Below are 23977 nucleotides of genomic sequence, written 5' to 3'. Positions count from 1 at the left end.
CTTCACTCCTCCAGCAAGGCACGCACCAGCGCACCCAGCTCGTCGTCGTCCAAGGGTTTACGTACCAGCCCCTGACAGGCGCCAACCAGCTCCTGTACCAGCGGCGACTCAAGCGAGCCGGCCAGCAGCAGCACCGGCAGCGCCCTGCCGGCCATCTGCTGTCGCAGGCGCTGCAAGGTAGGCGCACTGGATGCATCCAGCGCCGCATCATCCAGCAGCACCAGTGCGGCCGGTCGATCGGTTGTCTGCTCCAGCAGGCTGCCGGTACTGGTGACCGGCACCAGCTGCGCATCCTCCGCCAGCACCGCACGCACCTGGTCAGCCAGCAGGTCATCATCCGTCAGGCAGTACACCAGTGGCCTGGCATCGCGCTCGGTCGCCTGCGCCTCGCCCAGCGGCAGCTCGACCCAGAAGCGCGTTCCCACTCCCAGCTCACTCTCCAGACTGATCTCTCCCCCCATGGCCCGGGTGTATTCACGGCAGATCGACAGCCCGATACCGGTACCCTGGATCGAGGTATTCTCACGTCCCAGCCGCTGAAATGGCTCGAACAGCCGCGTCTGATCCTCCGCGCGTATGCCCATGCCACCATCCTCCACGATCAGCCGCAGGCGATCGCCGCGCTCCTCGCAGTACAGCCGTACCCAGCCTTCGGGCCTGTTGTACTTCTTGGCGTTGGACAGCAAGTTCAACAGCACCTGGCGCAAGCGGCGCGGATCAGCCAGCATGGTCAGGCTCGCGTCCGGTAGCTGCACGTCGAAACTCAACCCCTGCTCCTTGATCTGCAGGCGCACCATCTCGGCGCTCTCGCTCATGATCTGGCGTACGCTGGTCGGCATCAGCTCAACCCGGCGGGCGTCAACCTGGATAGCCGACCAGTCGAGGATGTCACTCAGCAGATTATTCAGATGGCGACTGGCGATCAGTATCTCGTTGACGTATTCAGAGGATTGCTGCCGCTCTTGATCGTCCAGCTCCATCAGCTGCGCGAACCCCAGAATCGCATTCAGCGGCGTACGCAGTTCGTGACTCATGCTGGAGATAAAGCGCGCCTTGGCCAGGTTGGCCGCCTCGGCTTCACGGGTAGCCGAGCGCAGATCGCTTTCAATATGCTTGAGGTCATCGATATCAACGTGCGTTCCGGCCAGCAGCGTGACCTCGCCGCTAGCCGGGTCTTGCTCCAGTACACGGCCACGGCTCAGCAGCCAGTGATATACGCCGCGCGCATCGGCAAATCGAAACTCGGCCGAGTAGGGAGACGCATGACGCAACGTTGCCTGCTCGGCCTGCAACACGCGCTCCCGGTCATCCGGATGCACACGAGCCCGAAACACCCCTAACCCGACCCTGCCGGAGGGCAGACCAAAACGCTGACAAAAGCGTCCGCGTAGCTCTATTTCCTCATCGGCAACATGCCATTCCCAGATGCTTTCGGTGGTGCTGTCGAGGACCAGCTCGATACGCTGTTGCGCCGCCCGGTTGAGCTTCTGGCTGTGCTCAAGCTGCAGGCCGATCTCGTGGGTATGCCGAGCCATGCCATCGAGCTCGGTGATCTCGGAGTGCACCGGTTCCGGGCGCCAGCGCTGGGCACCGATGTCCGTCATCATCCGGGAGATGCCCTCGATCGGCGCCAATAGCCGACCGGTCAGTCCGCGCGCGCGTACCCACAGGAAGGCAAAAAACACCACGTAAAAGGCAACCAGACCGGCAATCAGCAACATGCCGATACGTCGGTAGTGCGACGCCATCTCATTGGTTCTGGCAAACAGCGACTGCTCATCAACCACCGTCAGCAGGCGCCACCCGGTCTGCTCGACGCCGGTCCAGCCGATCAGCAGGGCCTGGCCGTTAAGCATCTGCTGCTGCACGCCGCTATCACGCTGGCGCAGTACCTTGGCCAGTCCCTGGGTTTCGACTCGGCGGGCAAGGTTGAAGTCGTCCGGCTTGAATATCTCCTTGCGGATGGCCTCCTGATAGGAGTGTGTGGTCAGCTCGCGCAGGCCGAAATCGCGCTCGGCCGGGGCGGGCATGGCCATGATGTTCAAATCACGGCTGACCAGCATCGCATAGCCATCCCAAGGCACCGGCAGCCGGCTGATCTCGGACAGGATGCCGTCGACCGTGACGTCGATACCCACCACCCCTTCAAGGAAGTCCCCGCGGTACACCGGCGCGATGGCCGACATCATCCAGCCCTGACCGGCCGGGTCCAGATAAACGTCGGTCCAGACCACACCACGGCTGGGGTTATGCTCAGCGTCGGCCAGATAATAGAAATTGTAGTTCGGTATCACCATGTCGTGCGGGTACTGCTCGTGGGTGGCGAACCAGGGGTAGATATGGTTGTAACTGTCCCAGCTGTTGAAGTAGACACTGGCGATCAGCGGGTTGTTGCGCTGCAGCTCGCGCATCACCGAGTCCAGCGTGGCCATGCGCCGTATCTTGCTCATGTCCTGATTGGCCGGGGGCGTCGCGCCGGAGTAAAAGAAGGCACTGCCGCCGGCATCCAGCGGGCTGTAGGTCACCCCGCTGTCAGTCTGCGCGGTCTCGACCTCAGGCGCATTCAGGCTCCCTGACAGCGCCTCGCTGACCAGGTTGCGGTAACCGTCGGTCAGTGCTGCTACCTGCTCCAGCCGCGCATTGATCACGCGCGACTCGAGCTGCGCCGAGCTGCTCAATTCCGCCAGCGCCGTTTGCCGCAAATAGGCGGTCTGCTCGTCACGAATCGAGGCGTTGCTGAATAGGTAGATAGCGATGAGCGCAGCCTCAACCAGCACCAGAGGCACCAGCGCGCTGCGTATAAAGGCGCGCCAGATCCACTGCTGCAGTCGAACGCGGGCTTTTCCAGCCATATTTTTGTCCCCAGACAAACCGTGCAACATCAAAATGACATCATCCTAAAATTGCCCGCCCACCCTAGCAAGCTAGCCATTGGTCGGCCATTACGCCAACCGCCAGAGCCTACCGGCTGACGAGCGCCCACAAAAAACCCCCGCCGGACAACGCCCGGCGGGGGTTTTACACAACGTGCGCGGCCTTAGCCCTTGCTGGCACGCTTGCGGTCGTTCTCGTGCAGCAGCTTCTTGCGCAGACGAATCGACTTGGGCGTTACTTCCACCAGCTCGTCGTCGTCGATGAACTCCAGCGCCTGCTCCAGGGTGAACTTGACCGGCGGTACCAGCTGGATGGTTTCATCCTTGCCGGAAGCACGCATGTTGTCGAGTTTCTTGCCCTTGGTCGGGTTGATTACCAGGTCGTTGTCGCGGCTGTGGATACCCGCCAGCTGACCTTCGTAGATATCCTGACCCGGCTCCAGGAACAGCTTGCCGCGATCCTGCAGGGTTTCCAGCGAGTAGGTCAGTGCCTTGCCGGTTGCCATGGAGACCAGCACGCCGTTCTGGCGGTGGCCTACTTCACCCTGCTTGACCGGACCGTAGTGGCTGAAGGTGCTGGTGATGATGCCGGTACCCGAGGTCATGGTCAGGAAGCTGTTACGGAAGCCGATCAGGCCACGGGCCGGAACAACGTACTCCAGACGCAGACGGCCCTTGCCATCCGGAACCATGTTGCCCAGGTCGCCCTTACGCAGACCCATCTGCTCCATGATCGGACCCTGGTGCTGCTCTTCGATATCGATGGTGACGTTCTCGTAGGGCTCCTGCTTCTCGCCGTCGATTTCCTTGATCACTACTTCAGGGCGGGAAATACCCAGCTCGAAGCCTTCGCGACGCATGGTTTCGATCAGTACCGACAGGTGCAGCTCGCCGCGACCGGAGACCTTGAACTTGTCAGCGCTGTCGCCTTCTTCAACGCGCAGAGCCACGTTGTGCAGCAGTTCTTTTTCCAGACGCTCTTTGATGTTGCGGCTGGTGACGAACTTGCCTTCTTTACCGGCGAACGGCGAGTCATTGACCTGGAAGGTCATGCTTACGGTCGGCTCGTCGACCGTCAGTGCCGGCATGGCTTCAACATTCTGCTGGTCGCACAGGGTGTCGGAGATGAACAGCGGATCAAAACCACTGATGCAGACGATGTCGCCAGCCTGCGCTTCTTCCACTTCAACGCGCTGCAGACCGTGGTGACCCATGATCTTCAGGATACGGCCGTTGCGCTTCTTGCCCTGCGCATCGATAGAGGTGACCGGGGTATTGGTCTTGACCTTGCCGCGACGGATGCGGCCGATACCGATCACACCCAGGAAGCTGTTGTAGTCCAGTGCCGAGATCTGCATCTGGAACGGACCGTCAAGGTCAACGTCAGGGGACGGCACACGGTCAACGATGGTCTGGAACAGCGGGGTCAGATCCTCGGCCATTTCTTCCGGGTCCATACCTGCAATACCGTTGATTGCGGAGGCGTAGACGAACGGGAAGTCCAGCTGCTCGTCGGTCGCACCCAGGCTGTCAAACAGGTCGAATACCTGATCGATAACCCAGTCCGGGCGCGCGCCCGGACGGTCAATCTTGTTGACCACCACGATCGGACGCAGACCAGCCTGGAAGGCTTTCTGGGTAACAAAGCGGGTTTGCGGCATCGGACCGTCTACCGCGTCAACCAGCAGCAGTACCGAGTCGACCATGGACATGACACGCTCAACCTCGCCACCGAAGTCGGCGTGGCCGGGGGTGTCGACGATGTTGATGTTGTAGCCGTTCCATTTGATGGCGGTGTTCTTCGCCAGAATGGTAATGCCGCGCTCCTTCTCCTGGTCGCTGGAATCCATGATCCGCTCGGAATCCAGCTCCTTACGATCCAGGGTACCGGACTGACGCAGCAGGGCATCAACCAGGGTAGTTTTACCGTGGTCAACGTGGGCGATGATGGCGATATTGCGGAGATTCTCGATCACTATGAGTGTCCTGAAAGGCGCGGCGCGAGCCGGCATACTGAAAAAAAGAGGGAGGCATTATACAGAGACGGGGGTTACAGTGTGTGTTTTTTGTTCAAGCAGGCACGCGAGCTTCAAGCTGCAAGCCACAAGCTGCAAGTAAAACCCGCTCGTTACTGACCGCGCGGGTTTCTTGTAGCAGCGGCGCCAGCATGAGCCTGAAAATCCCAGACAGCCCCGCCGCGCGGCACATCCTGTGTAGCTTGTAGCTCAAGCGGCAGCGCGGGGCGCTAGCGCTTCACCCTCAACACCCGCACATTCCCATACCCCTCATCAAGCAGATACTGCGCGTGCAATTGGCTCATAACGCCTTTCTCACAGTAAAGCAGGTAGGCGCGTGATGGGTCCAGGTCGGCGAAGCGGCTGTTGAGGGTGTAGAAAGGCACCGGTTTCACCTCAATGCCGTCCAGCAGCAGCGGGCGGGCTTCCTGCTCGTCGGGGTGGCGGATATCCAGCACGATCTGGCCGGCCAGCGCCTGCTCGACGATCTCCACCGGCGAGCCCTCCTCCATCATTTCGCCCAGCTCGCTGCACTCAGAATACGCAGCACTCTCTACCGCCCGCGACAGCACCTCAAAGTTGAAGCTGGCCTCAGCGGCTTCAACCCGTGGCACGGTGGTGCGGATGGCCGGCCCAACCGAAATCACACCGCAGTACTCCGGCATGCTGCTGGAGAATTCCAGTGTGCCGATGCGCCGCGCCACATCGATGATATCCAGCTTGCTGGTGGTGATCAGCGGACGGATAACAAAGCGCTCGGCCACCTGATCGATCACGCTGAGGTTGGGCAGGGTCTGGCTGGCCACCTGCGCAATCGCCTCGCCGGTCACCAGTGCATCAATGCCCAGACGATAGGCCACCCGATCCGCAGCGCGCAGCATCATGCGCTTGAGCACCACGCCCATCTGACTGTTTTCGACGTTCTGCAGAATCTCCGCCACCACGCCTTCAAAAGGCACACTGACAAAGCGCAGACGATGGCTGGCGGCGTAGCGCTCCCACAGATAGTGCGCAACCTGACGCACCCCCAGCTCATGAGCGCGACCACCCAGGTTGAAGAATACAAAGTGCGGCAGCAAACCACGCTGCAGCATCTGGTAGCTCGCCACGGTGGAGTCAAAGCCGCCCGAGAGCAGGCTGAGCACCGGCTCCATGGTCCCCAGCGGGAAACCACCCATGCCCTCGTGGCGCGCCTGAATCAGATAGATCTTCTGGTCGCGAATCTCGATGTGCACCTCAACCTCGGGCGCTTTCAACGAGACGCCCGCTGCGCCGCAGCGGCGATTCAGCGCGCTGCCGACCTTGATGCCGACATCCTGCGAGGAGAAGGGGTGGGTGCCCACCCGCTTGCAGCGCACGGCAAAGGTCTTGCCCTGCACCTGATCACCCAGGTTGGCCACGCACAGCTCCACCAGCTCGTCCAACGTGCCCAGCGGGTACTCCTGCACGGCAAAGAAGTGGGCGATACCGGGCGTGTTGCGCAGACGCTCGATACACTGCTGCTGCAGTGCCGGATCACTCCCCAGATTGACCTCCAGACTGTCCCAGTTGCCATTAACCCGCGCCTGCGGGTCTATGGCAGCAAGTAGCTTTTTCAGATTGCCCTTGAGCTGGGCAATAAAGCGCTTGCGAACCTGGCGGCTCTTGATGGTGATTTCGGGGAAGAATTTGATGATCAGTTTCATGGGGGCTGGCATATCGTGCGCAAAGCGCTGCATTATACCCGCAGCCGGCGCGCGGCGCTTGAGTAACTAAAACGGGCACAATGGCACCAAACTGGTGCATCCGTAACGCTCATCGCACCAACACAGTGCTCTCAATTGGTGCGCGGCTGTAGAATCTGCAGCGAAAGGCCTTGATTGCGGGGGCTGCACGCCATGCTCCGAAATGGCACACCTTTTGCTCACTTGTAATGCAACCGAGCAGCGGCCCGCCCGCTGGACGTTATATAGAGGCGCCAGACCGGCTGTCTGGCAAACGATTCCTTTTGGAGGAAACCATGTCGAAAGCGATGCAACTGATCAACGAGCATGACGTGAAGTGGGTAGACCTGCGCTTCACCGACACCAAGGGTAAACAACAACACGTCACCATGCCGGCCCGCGACGTCAACGAAGACTTCTTCGAAGACGGCAAGATGTTCGACGGCTCCTCCATTGCTGGCTGGAAAGGCATCGAAGCGTCTGACATGATCCTCATGCCCGATGACAGCACTGCCGTTCTGGACCCCTTCACTGAAGAGCCGACGCTGATCATCGTCTGCGACATCATCGAGCCTTCCACCATGCAAGGCTACGAGCGCGACCCGCGCGGCATCGCCAAGCGCGCAGAAGAGTACCTGAAGTCCACCGGTATCGGTGACACCGTATTCGTTGGTCCGGAGCCGGAATTCTTCGTCTTCGACGAAGTGAAATTCAAGTCCGACATCTCCGGTTCCATGTTCAAGATCTTCTCCGAGCAGGCTTCCTGGAACACTGACGGCGACTTCGAGACTGGCAACAAAGGCCACCGTCCGGGCGTCAAAGGTGGTTACTTCCCGGTGCCGCCGGTCGATCACGACCACGAAATCCGTACTGCCATGTGTAACGCCATGGAAGAAATGGGCCTGACCATCGAAGTTCACCACCACGAAGTGGCGACTGCTGGCCAGAACGAAATCGGCGTGCTGTTCAACACCCTGGTGAAGAAAGCCGACGAAGTACAAACCCTGAAGTACTGCGTACACAACGTTGCTGACGCGTTCGGCAAGACTGCTACCTTCATGCCGAAGCCGCTGTACGGCGACAACGGTTCCGGTATGCACGTTCACATGTCCATCGCCAAAGACGGCAACAACACCTTTGCTGGCGAAGGTTACTCCGGCCTGTCCGACACCGCGCTGTACTTCATCGGCGGTATCATCAAGCACGGTAAGGCGCTGAACGCGTTCACCAACCCGTCCACCAACTCCTACAAGCGTCTGGTTCCGGGCTTCGAAGCACCGGTCATGCTGGCCTACTCCGCCCGCAACCGCTCTGCTTCCATCCGTATCCCGTACGTTTCCAGCCCGAAAGCACGCCGCATCGAAGCTCGCTTCCCTGACCCGGCTGCCAACCCCTACCTGTGCTTCGCCGCACTGCTGATGGCGGGTCTGGACGGTATCCAGAACAAGATCCACCCTGGCGATGCAGCCGACAAGAACCTGTACGATCTGCCGCCGGAAGAGTCCGCACAGATCCCGCAGGTGTGCGGCAGCCTGAAGGAAGCACTGGAGTCTCTGGACGCCGGCCGCGAGTTCCTGACCAAGGGCGACGTGTTCACCAACGAATTCATCGACGCTTACATCGAACTGAAGAGCGCCGAAGAGATCAAGGTTCGCACCTTCGTTCACCCGCTGGAATACGACCTGTACTACAGCGTCTGATCCTGCTGCGGTTGCAACACGCGAAAAGGGCGCCCATTCGGGCGCCCTTTTTTTACGCCTGTCGCCAGCCATTCAACGACAGTTGCCAGTATCGGCATACGGTGCCAGCATGAAGGTTCGTCTCAAGGAGAGCACCATCATGTCGCGCACCCTACTCACCGCCCTGTGCAGCGCTTTGCTCTGCGCCAGCCCCGTTTGGGCCGATGTGTATACCTGGACCGATGCCAACGGCAACACCGTCTACTCGGACAAGCCCAACCCCAACGCCAAACGCATCGAAGTCAGCGCGCCCAACAGCATGGAAGCGCCCAAGCCGATTCCCGCGTACGAGAGCAGCAGTTCCAGTGCCGGCAGCTCCAGCAGCAACAGCGGCTCCGCAGTCAGCGGTAGCTATCGCCGCCTGGAGATCACCAGCCCGGCCAACGATACTCCTGTGCGCGCCAACGACGGCAACGTCACCCTGACCGTGGCGCTGGACCCACCGCTGCGCGCCGGCCACCTGCTGCGCGCACGCATTGATGGCAACCTGGGTGAGCAGGCCCTGCCCGGCGCCGGGCAAGCTCAGGCCAACCTGACAGTCACCAACCTGGACCGCGGCTCGCACCAGGTCGAGGCCGTGGTCACCAACAGTGAAGGCAAGGAGATCAGCGCCAGCACCGGCATTACCCTGCACGTGCAGCGCACCTCGCTCAACCAGCCGGGTCGCATCGGCGGCGCCAACCAGGCCCCCACTGCGCCGGCAGCGCCGGCCGCACCAAACGTGCCTCGCCCGCCCGCGACCGGCGGCTGACCAAGGCAGCCCACACCTTGGGCTGCCTTGGCGCACCAATACAGTGCATACTCCCTCCTCAACGCACCGCCTTGCGCACCACACTCAGGCGCGCAAGACGGCTTAGCGGGCGCCCCGCCCCCTCACACGACGTCACTGTGCTGCATTGCAGCGCAGCCTCCGCCCCAGACAGTACGGGCGCTGCACCCGTTGCGTCAGTCATAAGTGGCAGGCCGTCACAGAAACGGGCAGAACCAGCTACCGCTGCATCACGGCGCGCCCCGAATTGGATCGCTTCTTGCATTTCACTGTGCAAACCACGGATACCGCCATGCTGCCTGATCGATTTTTACGCCAGATTCTCGATAACCTGACCACCGCCGTGCTGCTGCTCGATGGCGAGCTGCGCCTGAGCTTCATGAACCCGGCAGCGGAGATGCTGCTGGCGGTCAGTGGCCAACGGGTGCACCAGCAGCCGGTCGCTGACCTGTTCAACGATACCGCCGCCGCGCTGGAGTCGCTGCACAACGCGGTAGAGCACGGGCACCCCTTCACCAAGCGGGAGGCTCAGCTGACACTGAACAACGGCCAGAGCCTGATGGTAGATTACTCGGTCACCCCGATCATCGCGGCCAACCGCAACTGGCTGCTGATCGAGCTCTATCCGCGTGATCGCCTGCTACGCATTACCAAGGAAGAGGCCCAGCTGTCCAAGCAGGAAGTGACCAAGGTGCTGGTGCGCGGCCTGGCGCACGAGATCAAGAATCCGCTGGGCGGCATTCGCGGCGCAGCGCAGCTGCTGTCGCGTGAGCTGCCCGATGAGGCCCTGAAGGACTACACCGACGTCATCATCGAAGAAGCCGACCGCCTGCGTAACCTGGTCGACAGCATGCTCGGCCCCTATCGCCCGCCGGCACTGCGCCCGATCAACGTGCACGAAATTACCGAGCGCGTGTGCAGCCTGATTGAGGCCGAGACCCAGGGCGCACTGCGCATCAAGCGTGACTACGACCCCAGCATTCCGGATGTACAGGCCGATCGCGAGCAACTGATCCAGGCGCTGCTCAACATCGTGCGCAACGCCATGCAGGCGCTGGCTTCTGCCGGCCCGCTGGAACAGGGCGAGATCACCCTGCGTACCCGCACACTGCGTCAGTTCACCATCGGCCAGACCCGCTATCGCCTGGTCTGCCGTGTTGAAGTCATCGATAACGGGCCCGGCATTCCGTCGGACATCGTCGAAAGCATCTTTTACCCCATGGTCAGTGGTCGTGCCGACGGCACCGGCCTCGGCCTGTCCATCACCCAGAACATCATCAGCCAGCACCACGGCCTGATCGAGTGCGACAGCGAGCCCGGACAGACCATCTTCACCCTGTTTCTGCCATTGGAACTGGACGGGGCCGACTGACCATGACGCGCAAGCAGACACACTATCTTGACCCTATCGCGCCCGTGCAACGGCGCCTCTTTGACAATCTGCCTACAACTTCAGGCGCGCCCGCCTGCCGGTAGCACCGGAACTGGAGACCCGATTTATGACCCGCTCACAGAATCGTGCCGAAAACGTCTGGATCGTCGACGACGACCGCTCCATCCGCTGGGTACTGGAAAAAGCCCTGCAACAGGAAGGCATGGAGCCCGTCGCCTTTGACAGCGCAGACGCCGCCCTGGCCCGTCTGCAGCGCCAGCATCCGGACGTGCTGATCAGCGACATCCGCATGCCCGGCACCAGCGGCCTGGATCTGCTGGCCACCGTGCGCGAGCGCTATCCGCAGTTGCCGGTGATCATCATGACCGCCCACTCGGACCTCGATAGTGCCGTTGCCTCCTATCAGGGCGGCGCCTTCGAATACCTGCCCAAACCGTTCGACGTGGACGAGGCCGTTGCCCTGGTCCGCCGTGCGCTGGCGCATACCCACGAACAGGAATCGCAAAACGAAGAAACCCTGCAGACCCGCACCCCCGAGATCATCGGTGAAGCGCCGGCCATGCAGGAGGTCTTCCGCGCGATCGGCCGTCTGTCGCACTCCAACATCACCGTCCTGATCAACGGCGAGTCCGGTACTGGTAAAGAGCTGGTCGCCCACGCCCTGCATCGCCACAGCCCGCGCGCGCGCAACCCCTTCATCGCCCTGAACATGGCGGCGATTCCGAAAGACCTGATGGAATCCGAGCTGTTCGGTCACGAGAAAGGCGCCTTCACCGGTGCCGCCGTGCAGCGCCGCGGCCGCTTTGAGCAGGCCGATGGCGGCACTCTGTTCCTCGACGAGATCGGCGACATGCCGGCAGAGACACAAACCCGCCTGCTGCGCGTCCTGGCGGACGGCGAGTTCTACCGGGTGGGCGGCCACACGCCGATCAAGGTCGACGTACGCATCATCGCCGCCACCCACCAGAACCTCGAAGGTCTGGTGCAGGCCGGCAAGTTTCGGGAAGACCTGTTCCACCGCCTGAACGTCATTCGTATTCACATCCCCAAGCTGTCGGAACGTCGCGAAGATATTCCCGCACTGGCCCAGCACTTCCTCGCCCGCGCCGCCCAGGAGCTGGCTGTCGAGCCCAAGGTACTCAAGCCGCAGACCCAGGACTACCTGCGCAACCTGCCCTGGCCAGGTAACGTGCGTCAGCTGGAAAACACCTGCCGCTGGATCACCGTCATGGCCTCCAGCCGGGAAGTACTGATTGAAGACCTGCCCCCGGAAATGCTCAGTCAGCACCAGGACAGTGCGCCAGACGGGCACTGGGAGCACGGATTGCGCACTTGGGCTGACCAGGAGCTGGCCCGCGGCGTGACCAACCTGCTGGATATTGCAGTACCGGCCTTCGAGCGCATCATGATCGAAACCGCGCTCAAACACACCGCCGGCAGACGCCGCGATGCCGCGCAGTTGCTGGGCTGGGGCCGCAACACCTTGACCCGCAAGATCAAGGAACTGGACATGAATGTGGACGGTACCGACGACGACGAAAGCGAATAAAGTACGCCCGCAACAAAACTGGCACGCTTGATGCTAAATGACTAATGGGTGTATTTGGGGTGACCTCGGTTCAGGCAGGCTGGGGTCGCCTTTTTTTATGCCTGCACGTTTTCCACTGCCCCGCCGCGCTCTGATACTGGTTGCGACGCCCATCACCCCTTACGTAGACTCGGCACATCACCATCTTGTGAGGTCACGGATGTACCTGCCCCCGTTTGCCCGCCGCATCGGCCTGACACTCGCCCTGCTGCTCACTGGCCACGCCAGCGCTCAAACAACCGACGACGACCTGCTGCTCATGCCCGCAACCAGCACTGCTGCTAACGATGCGCAGGCGCGCGGCGTGCTGCGTGCGCGCCAGCAGGCGACCCTGTCCAGCGAGCTGGCCGGGCGTGTGCTGGAGCTCCCGTTCGCCGAGGGCCAATCATTCGACAAGGGCGCGGTACTGGCACGCTTTGATTGCGCGGCCTACGAAGCCCAGATGCGTGCCGCCGATGCCGCCGCCCGCGCAGCCCAGCAGCAACTAGCACAGACCGAACGCCTGGCTGCCCTCAACTCGGTCGGCGAATTTGATGTTGCCATCGCGCAGTCCCGCCGCGCAGAGGCCCAGGCCCAGGCCCAGGTCTACCGAGTGCAAGTCAGCCGCTGCACGCTTAACGCCCCCTTCGCCGGTCAGGTCGTCAGCCGCGAGGTACAACCCTTTGAAAGCGTTGCCAGCGGCACCCCGCTGCTGAGTATCGTCGACAACAGCGCGCTGGAGATTCACCTGCTGGTGCCCTCGCGCTGGCTCAGCAAGCTGCAGCCGGGTACTCCCTTCAGCTTTATCCCGGATGAAACCGGTCAGCCGCTGCAAGCCAGCATCAGCCGCCTTGGCGCCCGCATTGACGAGGGCAGCCAGACCCTACTGCTGATTGCCGAGTTGCCCGCCGACAGCGCTGGTCTGCTAGCGGGCATGAGCGGCACCGCCCGCTTTGCGGAACAGCCGTGAACGCCCCGCAGCCCCGCCCCCTGGAGCAGTTCTTTGCCCAGTTTCTGGAGCTGCAGCAGCGCATGCGCGCAGCAACCGATCTGGACAGCCTTGGCTATGCCATCGTCAATGAAGCGCAAGCGTTGTTCGGCTACCGCCATGCTGCTCTGGTGATCGCCGGCAAGGTGCGCAATCTCACCGGTATCAGCGTCATCGATGCCAACGCGCCCTTTGTTGCCTTTGTCGAGCGAGCCGCACGCCACCAGCCCGCCGAGGGCGGCCCACGACGCATCGACCCGGTGGAGCTGGACGGGCAGACCCAGGCGGACTGGCAGACGCTGTCGGCCGGGGCCGTGGTCTGGCTACCGTTCAACGACCCGCAGGGCGAACCCTTCGGCGGCCTCTGGATCGCCCGCGAGCAAGCCTGGAGCGACGCCGAACTCACTCTGCTGGGCCAGTTGGCCGATTGTCAGGCGCATGCCTGGTGGGCGCTGCAACCCAAGCGGCCGTGGCGCCTGCGCTGGCCCCGCCGCAGACTACTGATGATCGGCGCTGCCGTGCTGGCGATGCTGTTTCTGCTGCCGGTACGCCAATCGGTGCTGGCACCTGCCGAGGTCGTACCACTAGATGGCCAGGTGGTCGCCGCCCCCCTGGACGGCGTGATCGCCCGGTTCGTCGTGCAGCCCAACCAGCCGGTGCGCAGCGGCGATGTATTGCTACGCTTCGAGGACACCAGCCTGCGCGCCCAGGCCGATGTCGCCGAACGCAGCCTGCAGGTCGCCGAGGCGGAGCTGCGCGCCAGCAGCCAGCGCGCCTTCAGCGACACCGATGCCAGCGCCCGCATCGACCTGCTGGCCGCCCGGGTAGAGCAGAAACGCGCCGAGCGAGACCACGCCCGCGAACTACTGTCGCGCAGCGAGGTACGCGCCGAGCGCGACGGCATCGCCGTGTTTGCCGACGCCCAGCGCTGGACCGGCCGCCCGGTGCAGACGGGCGAGCGGCTGATGGAGATTGCCGACCCGAACCACGCGCAGCTGCGCATCGACCTGGCGGTGGGTGATGTCCTGGCCTTTGAACCCGACGCCGAGGTGGCGCTGTTTCTCGACAGCGATCCACTGACCCGCCACGCAGCCAGCCTGAGCCGCCAGGCCTATGAGGCGCAACCACGCCCAGGCGGCGAACTGGCATACCGGTTTGACGCCAGCTTTGCCCAGGCACCGCCGCGTATCGGCCTGCGTGGCACGGCAAAGCTCTACGGCCCGCGCGGACCGCTGGCACTCTATCTGCTGCGCCGCCCGCTGGCGGCGCTGCGCCAGACAGTCGGCCTGTAAATGCAGCTGCCCGCGCTGCGCCCGGACCTGCAGCTGTCAGCGGCCGAACCCGCCCATGACGGCTCACCACAATGGACGCTGGCCGACCCCTTGCGCGGGCGTTATTTCAAAGTGGGCCAAGCGGCCATGCGTCTGCTGCGCAGCTGGCACCTGGGCAATCCAGAGCAGGTTTTGCAAGGCGCCAACCGCGAAGCAGGCGCACCGCTGGGCGCGCAGGACCTCGAAGGCATGCTGCGTTTTCTGCGCGGTCACGACCTGATCAGTGCCAGCGATGCCGAGCAGCGCGGCAGCTACGCCGGCAAGGCCGCCATGCAGCGCCAGTCCCCTTGGAAGCAGGTGCTGCACAACTACCTTTTCTTCCGCATCCCGCTGTGGCGCCCTGATCCCTTTCTTGCCCGCGCCTGGCCGGTGCTTGAGCGCATTGGCCCGCGGCTGCTGCGCTGGGGGCTGCCGCTGATGCTGCTGTTCGGCGTGTTTCTGGTGCTGCGCGACTGGCCGCGCTTTATCGCCAGCTTTCCGTACCTGTTCAGCCTTGGCGGGCTGCTGGCGTTTGGCGCGGCGCTGATTTTCTCCAAGTTTTGCCATGAGTTCGGCCACGCCTTCATGGCCAAGCGTGCAGGTTGCCGCGTGCAAAGCATGGGCCTGGCGTTCATGGTGCTGTTTCCGCTGTTCTACACCGATGTCAGCGATGCCTGGCGCGTCACCGACCGCCGCTCGCGGCTGCTGATCGGCGCTGGCGGCATACTCGCTGAGCTGCTGCTGGCCAGCATCGCTCTGTTGGCCTGGTCGCTGCTGCCCGACGGCCCGGCGCGCACTGCCGCCTTCATGCTGGCAACCGCCACCTGGCTGACGACCTTGGCAGTCAACCTGAACCCCCTGATGCGCTTTGACGGCTACTTTTTGATTGCCGATTACTGGGGGATCGACAACCTGCAGGGCCGCGCCTTTGCGCTGTGCCGCTGGCGCCTGCGGGAAGCCCTGTTCGGCTTTGGCGAGGCACCGCCAGAGCCCCTGCCCGAGCGGCTGCGACGACGCATGCTGATCTGGGGCTATGCCTCATGGCTGTGGCGCGCCGTACTGTTCTTCGGTATTGCCTTGATGGTCTACCACCTGTTTTTCAAGGTGCTGGGCATTTTTCTTATGGTGGTCGAGCTGAGCTGGTTTATCGGCCTGCCGATCTGGCGTGAAGTACAGGAGTGGTGGCGCCGCAAGGACAAGGCGCAGGCGAGCCGGCAACGCCGCAACCTGTTAGTGCTGGCGCTGCTGGTCGGTCTGCTGCTGATTCCCTGGCGCAGCAGCATCAGCGTGCCGGTGATGCTCGAAGCCGACCAGGTATCAGCTCTGCATGCGCCGGTTGCCGCCAGACTGCAAAAGCAGCTGGTCAGCGAAGGCGAGCACGTCAGCGCCGGCCAACCCCTGCTGCAACTGGTCTCCCCGGACCTGGAGGCGCGCTTGCTGATCGTCAGACAGGAGATCGACATCCTGCAGCTGCAGCTCAAACGCCTGTCTGCCCGCAGCGAAACGATCGCCGACTCCGGCATTCTGGAACAGCAACTGGCCACCGCCGTAGCCGAGCACCGCGGCCTCAAGGCGCAGCAGCAGCGGTTGCAGGTACTGGCGCCGCACGCCGGCCAGGTACGCGACCTGCTGCCCGAACTGAACGAAGGCCAGTGGTTGGCGCCGCAGCAGGTGCTCGCCCAGGTCGTCAGCACCCACGCCCGGCTGCGTGGATACGTGCCCGAAGACGAGCTGAGCAGGGTGAGCGTTGGCGCCGAAGGCCGTTTTGTCAGCGAAGACCCCACCCGCGTCAGCCTGCCAGTGCGGCTGACAGCAATTGACGCAACCGGCAGCGAGTATCTGACCCTGGAAGCCCTGGCCTCCGAGTACCAGGGCGCGATAGCCGCTCGTCGAGACGAGCACGGCCTGCAACCGGTGCACGGACAGTACGCAGTGCAGCTACTACCACTGCAGAAGCTCCCCGCGCCAGCCCAGCCACAGCGCGGCACTGTGCAGCTCAGTGGCGAGCGCAGCTCCCTGCTCGCCAGCCTGTGGCGTCGAGTTGCGGCCCTTGGCGTGCGCGAGAGCGGCTTCTGATTTTTTGTGGCATAGCGCACAGAAAGTAGCTATAACTGGCCCATGACTTCGAGCCTCGGCAGGCCCCTTGCCTGCCAGACAGGGATGACGACACGTGGCTGTTTTTCTATCAGACCCGAACACCGCTCATGACCGCCTACCGGCGCTCATGAGCGGCTCTGTCGTGCCCGCTGCTCAGACTGCGAGCCCCGCACCATGCAGGGCTCATCTGCACTCAACCGATCATCTTTTCTCGTCTCTGCACACAGTGACGGGGCCAAGCTAAGGACTCACTTTCATGTGGTGGAAAGCACGTAATAACAAGAAAACGGCCGACACACCCAACACCAGCGCCCAGCCCGCCACACCAGCCCTGATTCAGGCGCTGGAGCCGCGCATGATGTTCGATGGCGCCGTTGCCGCCACGGTGGTCGACGCGGCCGCTGACCACAACACCGACAGCCAGCCCGACAGCAACGACGTCGCCGCACCGAGCGCTGCGGGCGAACAACGCCAGGAAGTGGTCTTTATCGACAGCAATGTGCAGAACTACCAGCAACTGGTGGATGGCATTGTCGACGGCGTTGAAGTGGTGGTACTCGATGGCAGCCAGGATGGGCTGCAGCAGATCGCCGACTATTTGGATGGTCGCAGCGGCATCGACAGCATTCATATCCTAAGTCACGGCGACAGCGGCAAAGTCCAGCTCGGCAGCACCTGGCTGGATGCCGCGGGCATCTCCACCCACCAAGCGCTGCTGAACGAGATCGGCGCGGCCTTGAGCGAGAGCGGCGATATTTTGCTGTACGGCTGCAAGGTGGGCGCTGAGAGCAGCTTTCTTGAGCAGTTGGCAACGGCCACGGGCGCCGACGTTGCCGGCTCCAGCGACAACACCGGCAACGCCGGACTGGATGGCAACTGGACACTGGAGGCCAGCACCGGCGTCATCGAAGCCTCGCAGCTCGACGCCGCGCAGACCTTCGCGGCATACAACGCTCTGCTTGCTGCGCCCAGCTCCGAGAACTTTGATGGTGTGGCACTGAGCGGAGGCTACAGCTTCGGAGTTCAAGGCCAGGCACGCCTGCTGAACGGTTGGACCTTCTCGGTGCAAACCAACAGCGGCACAGTGGACTCGAACTCTTACGTAGACATCACCAATCAAACGGGTGATACCTCCCTGGCAAACGACGGCTCAGATGCTGCTGCACTACTGAATGGGGGCTTCAACACCGGCACCGCTGCGGTATTGAAGTCAACCAGCGGCGACGCCTTCTCCTTCCAGTCAATACGCGTAGAGAACGGGTTCTCAGGCGGTAACGACTATCGACTGGTAGGTTATCTGGACGGGATAGCGGTATCAGGCGCAACGATCAACTTTAGCGCCGGAAACTACGGCTCAGGCGGCGCACTGGTGTCGGCATCCGGCGCAGCCTGGCAGCAGGTCGATGAAGTACGCATCGTGCGCCAGACCGGCGTAGCCGATGTCTCGATCTACATTGACGATATTGTCGTAGCGCCTGCAGTTGCCCCTAACGCTGCTCCCACAGCCAGCGCCACCGGCAACAACCCGACCTTTGTCGAACAAACCTCGGCAGCCGACCTGTTCAGCGGCGTCACCGCCAACACCAATGACAGCGGCCAGACCTTCAGCGGTGCGGTGTTTACGGTTAGCAACGTCACCAACGGCGCCAGTGAGAGCCTCACCATCAGCGGCACCAGCATCAACCTGAGCAACAGCAACAGTGGCGCACTCAGCGGCGGCGGCAATTACAGCGTCTCGGTCGCCGGCAGCACGGCGACCGTGACGCTCAGCGGCCTGGCCCGTTCCGACGCCCAAATGGCGACCCTGATCGATGGCATGACCTATGCCAACAGTAGCGATGACCCTGGCAGTGCCCCACGTACCGTGACCCTGACCAGCGTCACCGACAGCGGCAGCAGCAACAACACCAGCAGCCTCAGCCTGAGTTCCAGTGTCAGCGTGGTCCCCGTCAATGACGCACCGACCCTGTCTGCCACCGGCACCTCGCCGAACTACACCGAGAACACCAGCGCAGTCGACCTGTTCAGCGGCGTGAACATCGGCACCATTGAAAGCGGCCAAAGCATCACCGGTCTGACGCTGACCGTCAGCAACCTCAGCGACGGCGCCAGCGAGTTGCTGAGCATCGCTGGCAGCGAGATCAGCCTGACCGACGGCACCAGCGGTACCACTGCCGGCATCAGCTACAGTGTCAGCGTCTCCGCTGGGGTCGCTACCCTGACCCTGAATACATCCGGCATCAGCACCGCTGTCGCCAACAGCGTGGTCGATGGGCTTGCCTACCGCAACAGCAGTGACACGCCCACCGCCGGCAACCGCACCGTTACCCTGACCAGCATCAGCGACAATGGCGGCCTCGCCAACGGCGGCAGTGATACCGCAAGCCTGTCGATCAGCAGCACCGTCGCCGTAGTACCGACCAACGACACACCCGCCATCGCCGGCCTGAACGGCGATAGCCTTGCCTGGCCGGGTGTTGGCAACACCGTGACCCTTGACGTCGGCAGCAACGCAGCTCTTTCTGACGCCGAACTCAGCGCGCTAGACAACTGGGCCGGTGCCACCCTGGTCTTGCAGCGCCAGAGCGGTGCAGTCAGCAGCGACATATTCGGCTTTGATACCGCCGGCAGCGCTTTATTTACCGTTAGCGGCAACGCCCTGCAGAGCGGCGGCCAGACCTTTGCCACCTTCAGCCAAAGTGGCGGCGCGCTGACTATTACGTTCAACAGCACCGAGACAAACGCCACCAATGTGCTGGTCAATGACGTCGTCCGCCACCTGACCTATCGCAACGATACGCCGGCCGGTGACGCGACTATCCGCGTCACCCTGACCGATGACGGCGCTGCGGTCGCCACCGCCGACATTAGCGTTACCTCCGACACCATTTACGTCACCAACACCACCGACACCGCAGTCATCGACCCCAGCAACGGCGTCAGCCTCAGCGAGGCCATCGCCATCGCGGCAGCGGACACCACAGGCACGCAAACCCTGGTATTCGACAGCAGCTTTGCCGGCCAGAACATCAGTATCAACGCCGCCACCTTGACCGAAAGCCTGACCTTCGACCTTGGACAGGCCTCCGGCGCAAGCTTCAGCGGTGGGGCAATCACGCTCAATAGCGGCGCAACCCTGACCATTCAGAACGACGCCGGCGATACCGTCACCTTCAACAATGCCATCGACGGCAACGGCAATCTGACCAAGACCGGTGCAGGTACCCTCACCCTTGCTGGCGGTAACAGCTATTCCGGCACCACCGCACTCTCAGGCGGCGCACTGCAGATTGCGACCGACAGCAACCTGGGTGCTGGCAGCGTAACCTTGTCGGATGCGACGACTCTGGAAGTCAGCGGTAGCACCACTATCGACAACGCGCTCGTCCTGGTCGGCACTGCCAACGTGATGCTGAGCAACCCTACGACGTTTAGCGGCGATATCAGCGGCAGCGGCAACCTGGTGAAACAGGGCAGCGGCAATCTGACCCTGTCAGGCGCCAACAGCTACAGCGGCACCACAACCGTATCCGCCGGCTTTCTGCTCATTGCCGGTGACAGCAACCTGGGCTCCGGTACCCTAACCATCGAAAACAGCGCAGGACTAACCATCACCGGCTCTGGCACCATCGATAATGCCATCGTCTTAAGCGGCACCTTCGGCATCATCAACACCACTACCGGAGTCAACGCCACCCTCAGCGGCATCATCTCCGGCACCGGTCGGCTGACAAAAGGCAGTACAGGCGAGCTGACTCTCAGCGGCAGCAACACCTACTCTGGTGGCACCTATGTTTCAAACAGCACGCTGGGTATCACCGGCAACAACAGCCTTGGTAGCGGTCAACTTACGCTGATGAACAGCGCTGTTCTGAATATCAGCGGCGGCAGCCTGATTACCAACAACATCGTCATCAACAGCCCGCCCACCACCATCAATACCTCCGTTGACGTCACTATCAGCGGTGTCATCTCCGGCTCAAGCACGCTCACCAAGAGCGGCACCGGCACCTTGACGCTGACCGGCAACAACACCTATAGCAACAACACCATCATCCAGGCTGGCGCCCTGAGCATCACCAACGGCGACAATATCAGCAGCGGCTTTATCGCCATTCAGAACGCGGGCCGTCTGATTGTCAGCAGCTCTACCACCCTCAGCAACAACGTCATGCTACTGAGCGCAAACAGCAGCGTCAGCGTTGGCAGCGGCGACAGCCTGACGCTCAGCGGCGTGGTCTCGAGCACCGGCTCACTAATCAAGGCCGACAGCGGCACCCTGATTCTGAGCGGCAGCAATACATACAGCGGCGCCACCGTCATCAACGGCGGCACCCTAAGCATTGCTGGAGATGGCAACCTTGGCACCGGCAACCTCCAGCTGCAAGACGGAACATTACGCGTTACCGGCGCCGGCACCATCGACAACGCCATCGTGCTGGGCAATGGACTGTTCGTTAATACAATTGAAACCACCAACGACACCACCCTAAGCGGGGTCATCTCCGGCAGCGGCGATGTGATCAAGACGGGTAGCGGAGCGCTGACCCTGAGCGCCAGCAACAGCGCGACCGGGACGCTCACTGCCAGCGCCGGTACCGTGCTGATCGATGGTAGCTACGACGGTCAGGTCTCCGCGCAAAGTACAGGTACTGTGGGCGGCAACGGCACCCTGAATGGACTGGTCGCGATCTTCAGCGGTGGCACCCTCGCCGCCGGCTCCAGCCCCGGCAGCCTGACCATCAACGGCAACCTGCAGCTGGAAACAGGCAGCACGCTGGCCGTCGATATCAGCGGCACCACCGCCGGCACCGAATACGATCAGTTGACCGTCAACGGGACCGTCACCATTAACAACGCGTTGCTGACGGTCAATCTGGGCAGCTACTCACCACCGTTTTCCAGCAGCTTTACCATCATCAGCAATGATGGTGCCGACGCAATCAGCGGCACCTTCAGCGGTCTGGCAGAGGGCAGTACCGTCGGCGGCACCACGCTGTCGCTGAGCTATGCAGGCGCCGATGGCAACGACTTCACCTTGAACGCACCCGCCAGCGCTGCGCCGGTGATCAGCAATCTCAGCGGTGATTCGGTCAGCTATGTGGAAGGCAGCGGCGCCGTGCGCCTGGACGCAGGCAGCAACGCCACGGTCACCGACAGCGACTCCCCGGACTTTGACGGCGGCACCCTGACCGTCGCGATCACCGGCAACCGCGTCAGCAGCGAAGACATTCTCGGGATCGTCAACGAAGGCACCGGCGCCGGTCAGATCGGCGTCAGCGGCAGCAACATCACCTACGCCGGAACTATTATCGGCACCTTCGTGGGCGGCACAGGCACCAGCGACCTGGTCATCACCCTGAACGCCAACGCCAATGCGGCGGCAACACAGGCACTGGTCAGCGCCCTGACCTACAGCAACGGCAATAACAGCGAGCCTGCCACCGCCACGCGAACTGTCAGCGTTACCCTGACCGATGGCGACGGCGCCACCAGCAGCCAGCAAGACATCAGCGTCAGCGTGGTCGCCGTGAACGATGCCCCCACCTTGACTGCCACGGGCACCAACCCGAGCTATACCGAAAATAACGCCGCAGTGATGCTGTTCAGCGGTGCCAGTATCAACACCGTTGAGGCCGCACAGAGTATCAGCAGCCTGAGAATGACCATCAGCAACCTGGCCAATGGCGCTAGCGAGCTGTTGACCATTGATGGCAGCGAAATCAGCCTGACCGATGGCAACACCGGCACCACCGCTGGCAATGGCCTGACCTACAGTGTCAGCCTCAGCGGCAGCACCGCCACCCTCACGCTGTCCAGCGTTGCAGGCGTCAGCGCGGCGAACGCAGAAACCATCGTCAATGGCATCGGCTACCGCAACGCCAGCGACGCGCCAAGTGGCGCCAATCGAACAGTGACGCTCACGGCCATCAGTGACAACGGTGGCACAGCCAACAGTGGTATTGACAGCAGCCTGCTCGCTGTCACCTCCACCGTCACCCTCATCGCCAGCAATGACGCGCCCGTAATCACGGCGCCGACCAGCATCAACGTGACCGAAGACATAGCAGGCGCACTCACGGGCATCAGCTTCAGCGATGCCGATGCGGGCAGCGCGAGTGTTACAGCCACTTTTGGCGTTGCCAGCGGCAGCCTGAGCGCGGTCAGCGGCAATGGGGTCACTGTAGGGGGTAACGCCAGCAGCCTGACATTGAGCGGCAGCATTGCCGATATCAACGCCTTTATCTCCGCTGGCCAGCTCAGCTTTACCACGGCAGCCAATGCCTCCGCCGATGTAGCCCTGAGCATCAGCATCGACGACGGCGGCAACACCGGTGGCCCAGCCGAAAGCGATAGCGCCAGCCTCACGCTCAGTGTGACGGCGGTCAACGACGCCCCGGTCAACTCCGTGCCAGGCACACAGAGTGTCGATCAGGACGGTTCATTGGCATTCAGCGCCGCTAACGGCAATCTGATCAGCGTCAGTGATGTGGACAGTGGCAACGACAACATCGTCGTGAGAATAGATGTCACAAATGGCACTTTTACCGTGCCCGGCTTTGGCCCATTTCCTGCTGCACAATTTAGTTTCTCGCAGACCGATATCAATGCCCTACTTGCGGGCCTGGTGTATACCCCCACTCCCGGCTATAACGGCCCCGCCACCCTGACCATCACCACCACCGACGCTGGTTTTAGCGGTTCTGGCGGGGCGCAAACCGACATCGATACCATCACTATCAACGTAGAGCCGCTCAACCCCATCATCACCAGCACGGGCAGCAGCTCGGCTGATGATACCTACAAGGTGGGTGACACCCTGACCTTGACGGTGACCTTTGACCAGACCGTCACCGTCGATACCCTGGGCGGTACCCCGACACTATTGCTGGAAACAGGCAGCACCGACCGCGCCGCCACCTATGTTTCCGGCAGTGGCAGCAACACCCTGACGTTCAGCTACACCGTGCAGGCGGGCGATCTAACCGCCGACCTGAATTACCAATCCAGCAGTGCCCTGTCGTTGAACGGCGCTACGATCAAAAGCGCTGCCAGCGACGATGCCGTGCTGACGCTGCCTGCCACCGGCAGCGCCGATTCCATCGCCAGTCAACATGCGCTGGTCATTGACGGCGTTAGCCCCACGGCCAACATAGTGGTGGCCGATACCGCCCTGGCGGCCGGCGAGACCAGCACCGTGACCATCACCTTCAGTGAGGCCGTGGTGGGCGTAGACCTGGCCGATTTCACCGTGGCGAACGGCACACTCAGCAATCTGGCGACCAGCGACAATGTTATCTATACCGCGACCCTGACGCCCGCTGCTGACACCCAGGACACCACCAACCTGATCACACTGGATAACAGCGGCTATCTGGATACCGCCGGTAATACGGGCGCGGCACCGGTGAACTCCAACAATTTCGCCATCGATACCCTGCGTCCTACCGCCAGCATCACCGTCGCCGATGCCGCACTAGCGGCCGGCGAAACCAGCACTGTCACCATCACGTTCAACGAGG

At 62.4% G+C, this 23977-nt stretch carries 11 protein-coding genes; 8 read left to right on the top strand and 3 right to left on the bottom strand.

The genetic code is table 11. The annotated features are described in order from the left end of the window. Positions 1-2: 2 nt before the first annotated feature. The 3 genes from ASB58_RS18265 to thiI all read right to left on the bottom strand — a co-directional run bounded on the left by ASB58_RS18265 (position 3) and on the right by thiI (position 6573). Entirely contained in the window at positions 3-2852 is a 2850-nt protein-coding gene (locus tag ASB58_RS18265) for an ATP-binding protein (RefSeq protein ID WP_118131886.1), read from the bottom strand. 185 nt (positions 2853-3037) lie between these two features. Beyond that, positions 3038-4849, bottom strand: a complete 1812-nt coding sequence (gene typA / locus ASB58_RS18260; protein ID WP_118131885.1) for a translational GTPase TypA — start codon at positions 4847-4849, stop codon at positions 3038-3040. Positions 4850-5118: 269 nt separating this feature from the next. After that, complete coding sequence (gene thiI / locus ASB58_RS18255) at positions 5119-6573, bottom strand: tRNA uracil 4-sulfurtransferase ThiI (protein WP_118131935.1); 1455 nt, start codon at positions 6571-6573, stop codon at positions 5119-5121. A 314-nt stretch (positions 6574-6887) separates the two neighbouring features. Here thiI and glnA point away from each other — a divergent pair, with 314 nt between their 5' ends. The 8 genes from glnA to ASB58_RS18215 all read left to right on the top strand — a co-directional run. Continuing rightward, positions 6888-8291: a glutamate--ammonia ligase gene (gene glnA / locus ASB58_RS18250; protein WP_083724996.1), complete on the top strand. Its 1404-nt coding sequence runs from the start codon at positions 6888-6890 to the stop codon at positions 8289-8291. Between the two features lie 109 nt (positions 8292-8400). Continuing rightward, entirely contained in the window at positions 8401-9081 is a 681-nt protein-coding gene (locus ASB58_RS18245; RefSeq protein ID WP_118131884.1) for a DUF4124 domain-containing protein, read from the top strand. Positions 9082-9391: 310 nt separating this feature from the next. Then, a complete protein-coding gene (gene glnL / locus ASB58_RS18240) occupies positions 9392-10471 on the top strand; it encodes a nitrogen regulation protein NR(II) (protein ID WP_096005816.1) in 1080 nt (359 codons plus the stop codon). A 127-nt stretch (positions 10472-10598) separates the two neighbouring features. Further along, complete coding sequence (ntrC, locus tag ASB58_RS18235) at positions 10599-12041, top strand: nitrogen regulation protein NR(I) (RefSeq protein ID WP_096005817.1); 1443 nt, start codon at positions 10599-10601, stop codon at positions 12039-12041. A 199-nt stretch (positions 12042-12240) separates the two neighbouring features. Next, positions 12241-13029: an efflux RND transporter periplasmic adaptor subunit gene (locus tag ASB58_RS18230; protein ID WP_118131883.1), complete on the top strand. Its 789-nt coding sequence runs from the start codon at positions 12241-12243 to the stop codon at positions 13027-13029. Continuing rightward, positions 13026-14339, top strand: a complete 1314-nt coding sequence (locus ASB58_RS18225) for an efflux RND transporter periplasmic adaptor subunit (protein ID WP_407920691.1) — start codon at positions 13026-13028, stop codon at positions 14337-14339. The genes ASB58_RS18230 and ASB58_RS18225 overlap by 4 nt, the downstream gene beginning before the upstream one ends. Then, entirely contained in the window at positions 14340-16433 is a 2094-nt protein-coding gene (locus tag ASB58_RS18220) for a site-2 protease family protein (protein WP_118131882.1), read from the top strand. Positions 16434-16710: 277 nt separating this feature from the next. After that, a partial coding sequence (locus ASB58_RS18215; RefSeq protein WP_118131881.1) for a DUF4347 domain-containing protein occupies positions 16711-23977 on the top strand: 7267 nt, incomplete at its 3' end.

It is taken from the genome of Pseudomonas abyssi, assembly GCF_003444685.1.
In the GTDB taxonomy this organism is placed as follows: Bacteria; Pseudomonadota; Gammaproteobacteria; order Pseudomonadales; family Pseudomonadaceae; genus Halopseudomonas; species Halopseudomonas abyssi.
This window is presented reverse-complemented; position numbering and strand designations above follow the sequence as displayed.

What these genes read in the sequence shown, in the direction of transcription:
- ASB58_RS18265 (WP_118131886.1), bottom strand. Translation starts at nt 2,852, where the DNA reads ATGGCTGGAAAAGCCCGCGTTCGACTGCAGCAGTGGATCTGGCGCGCC.
- glnL (WP_096005816.1), top strand. Translation starts at nt 9,392, where the DNA reads ATGCTGCCTGATCGATTTTTACGCCAGATTCTCGATAACCTGACCACC.
- ASB58_RS18245 (WP_118131884.1), top strand. Translation starts at nt 8,401, where the DNA reads ATGAAGGTTCGTCTCAAGGAGAGCACCATCATGTCGCGCACCCTACTC.
- ASB58_RS18230 (WP_118131883.1), top strand. Translation starts at nt 12,241, where the DNA reads ATGTACCTGCCCCCGTTTGCCCGCCGCATCGGCCTGACACTCGCCCTG.
- ntrC (WP_096005817.1), top strand. Translation starts at nt 10,599, where the DNA reads ATGACCCGCTCACAGAATCGTGCCGAAAACGTCTGGATCGTCGACGAC.
- thiI (WP_118131935.1), bottom strand. Translation starts at nt 6,573, where the DNA reads ATGAAACTGATCATCAAATTCTTCCCCGAAATCACCATCAAGAGCCGC.
- ASB58_RS18220 (WP_118131882.1), top strand. Translation starts at nt 14,340, where the DNA reads ATGCAGCTGCCCGCGCTGCGCCCGGACCTGCAGCTGTCAGCGGCCGAA.
- glnA (WP_083724996.1), top strand. Translation starts at nt 6,888, where the DNA reads ATGTCGAAAGCGATGCAACTGATCAACGAGCATGACGTGAAGTGGGTA.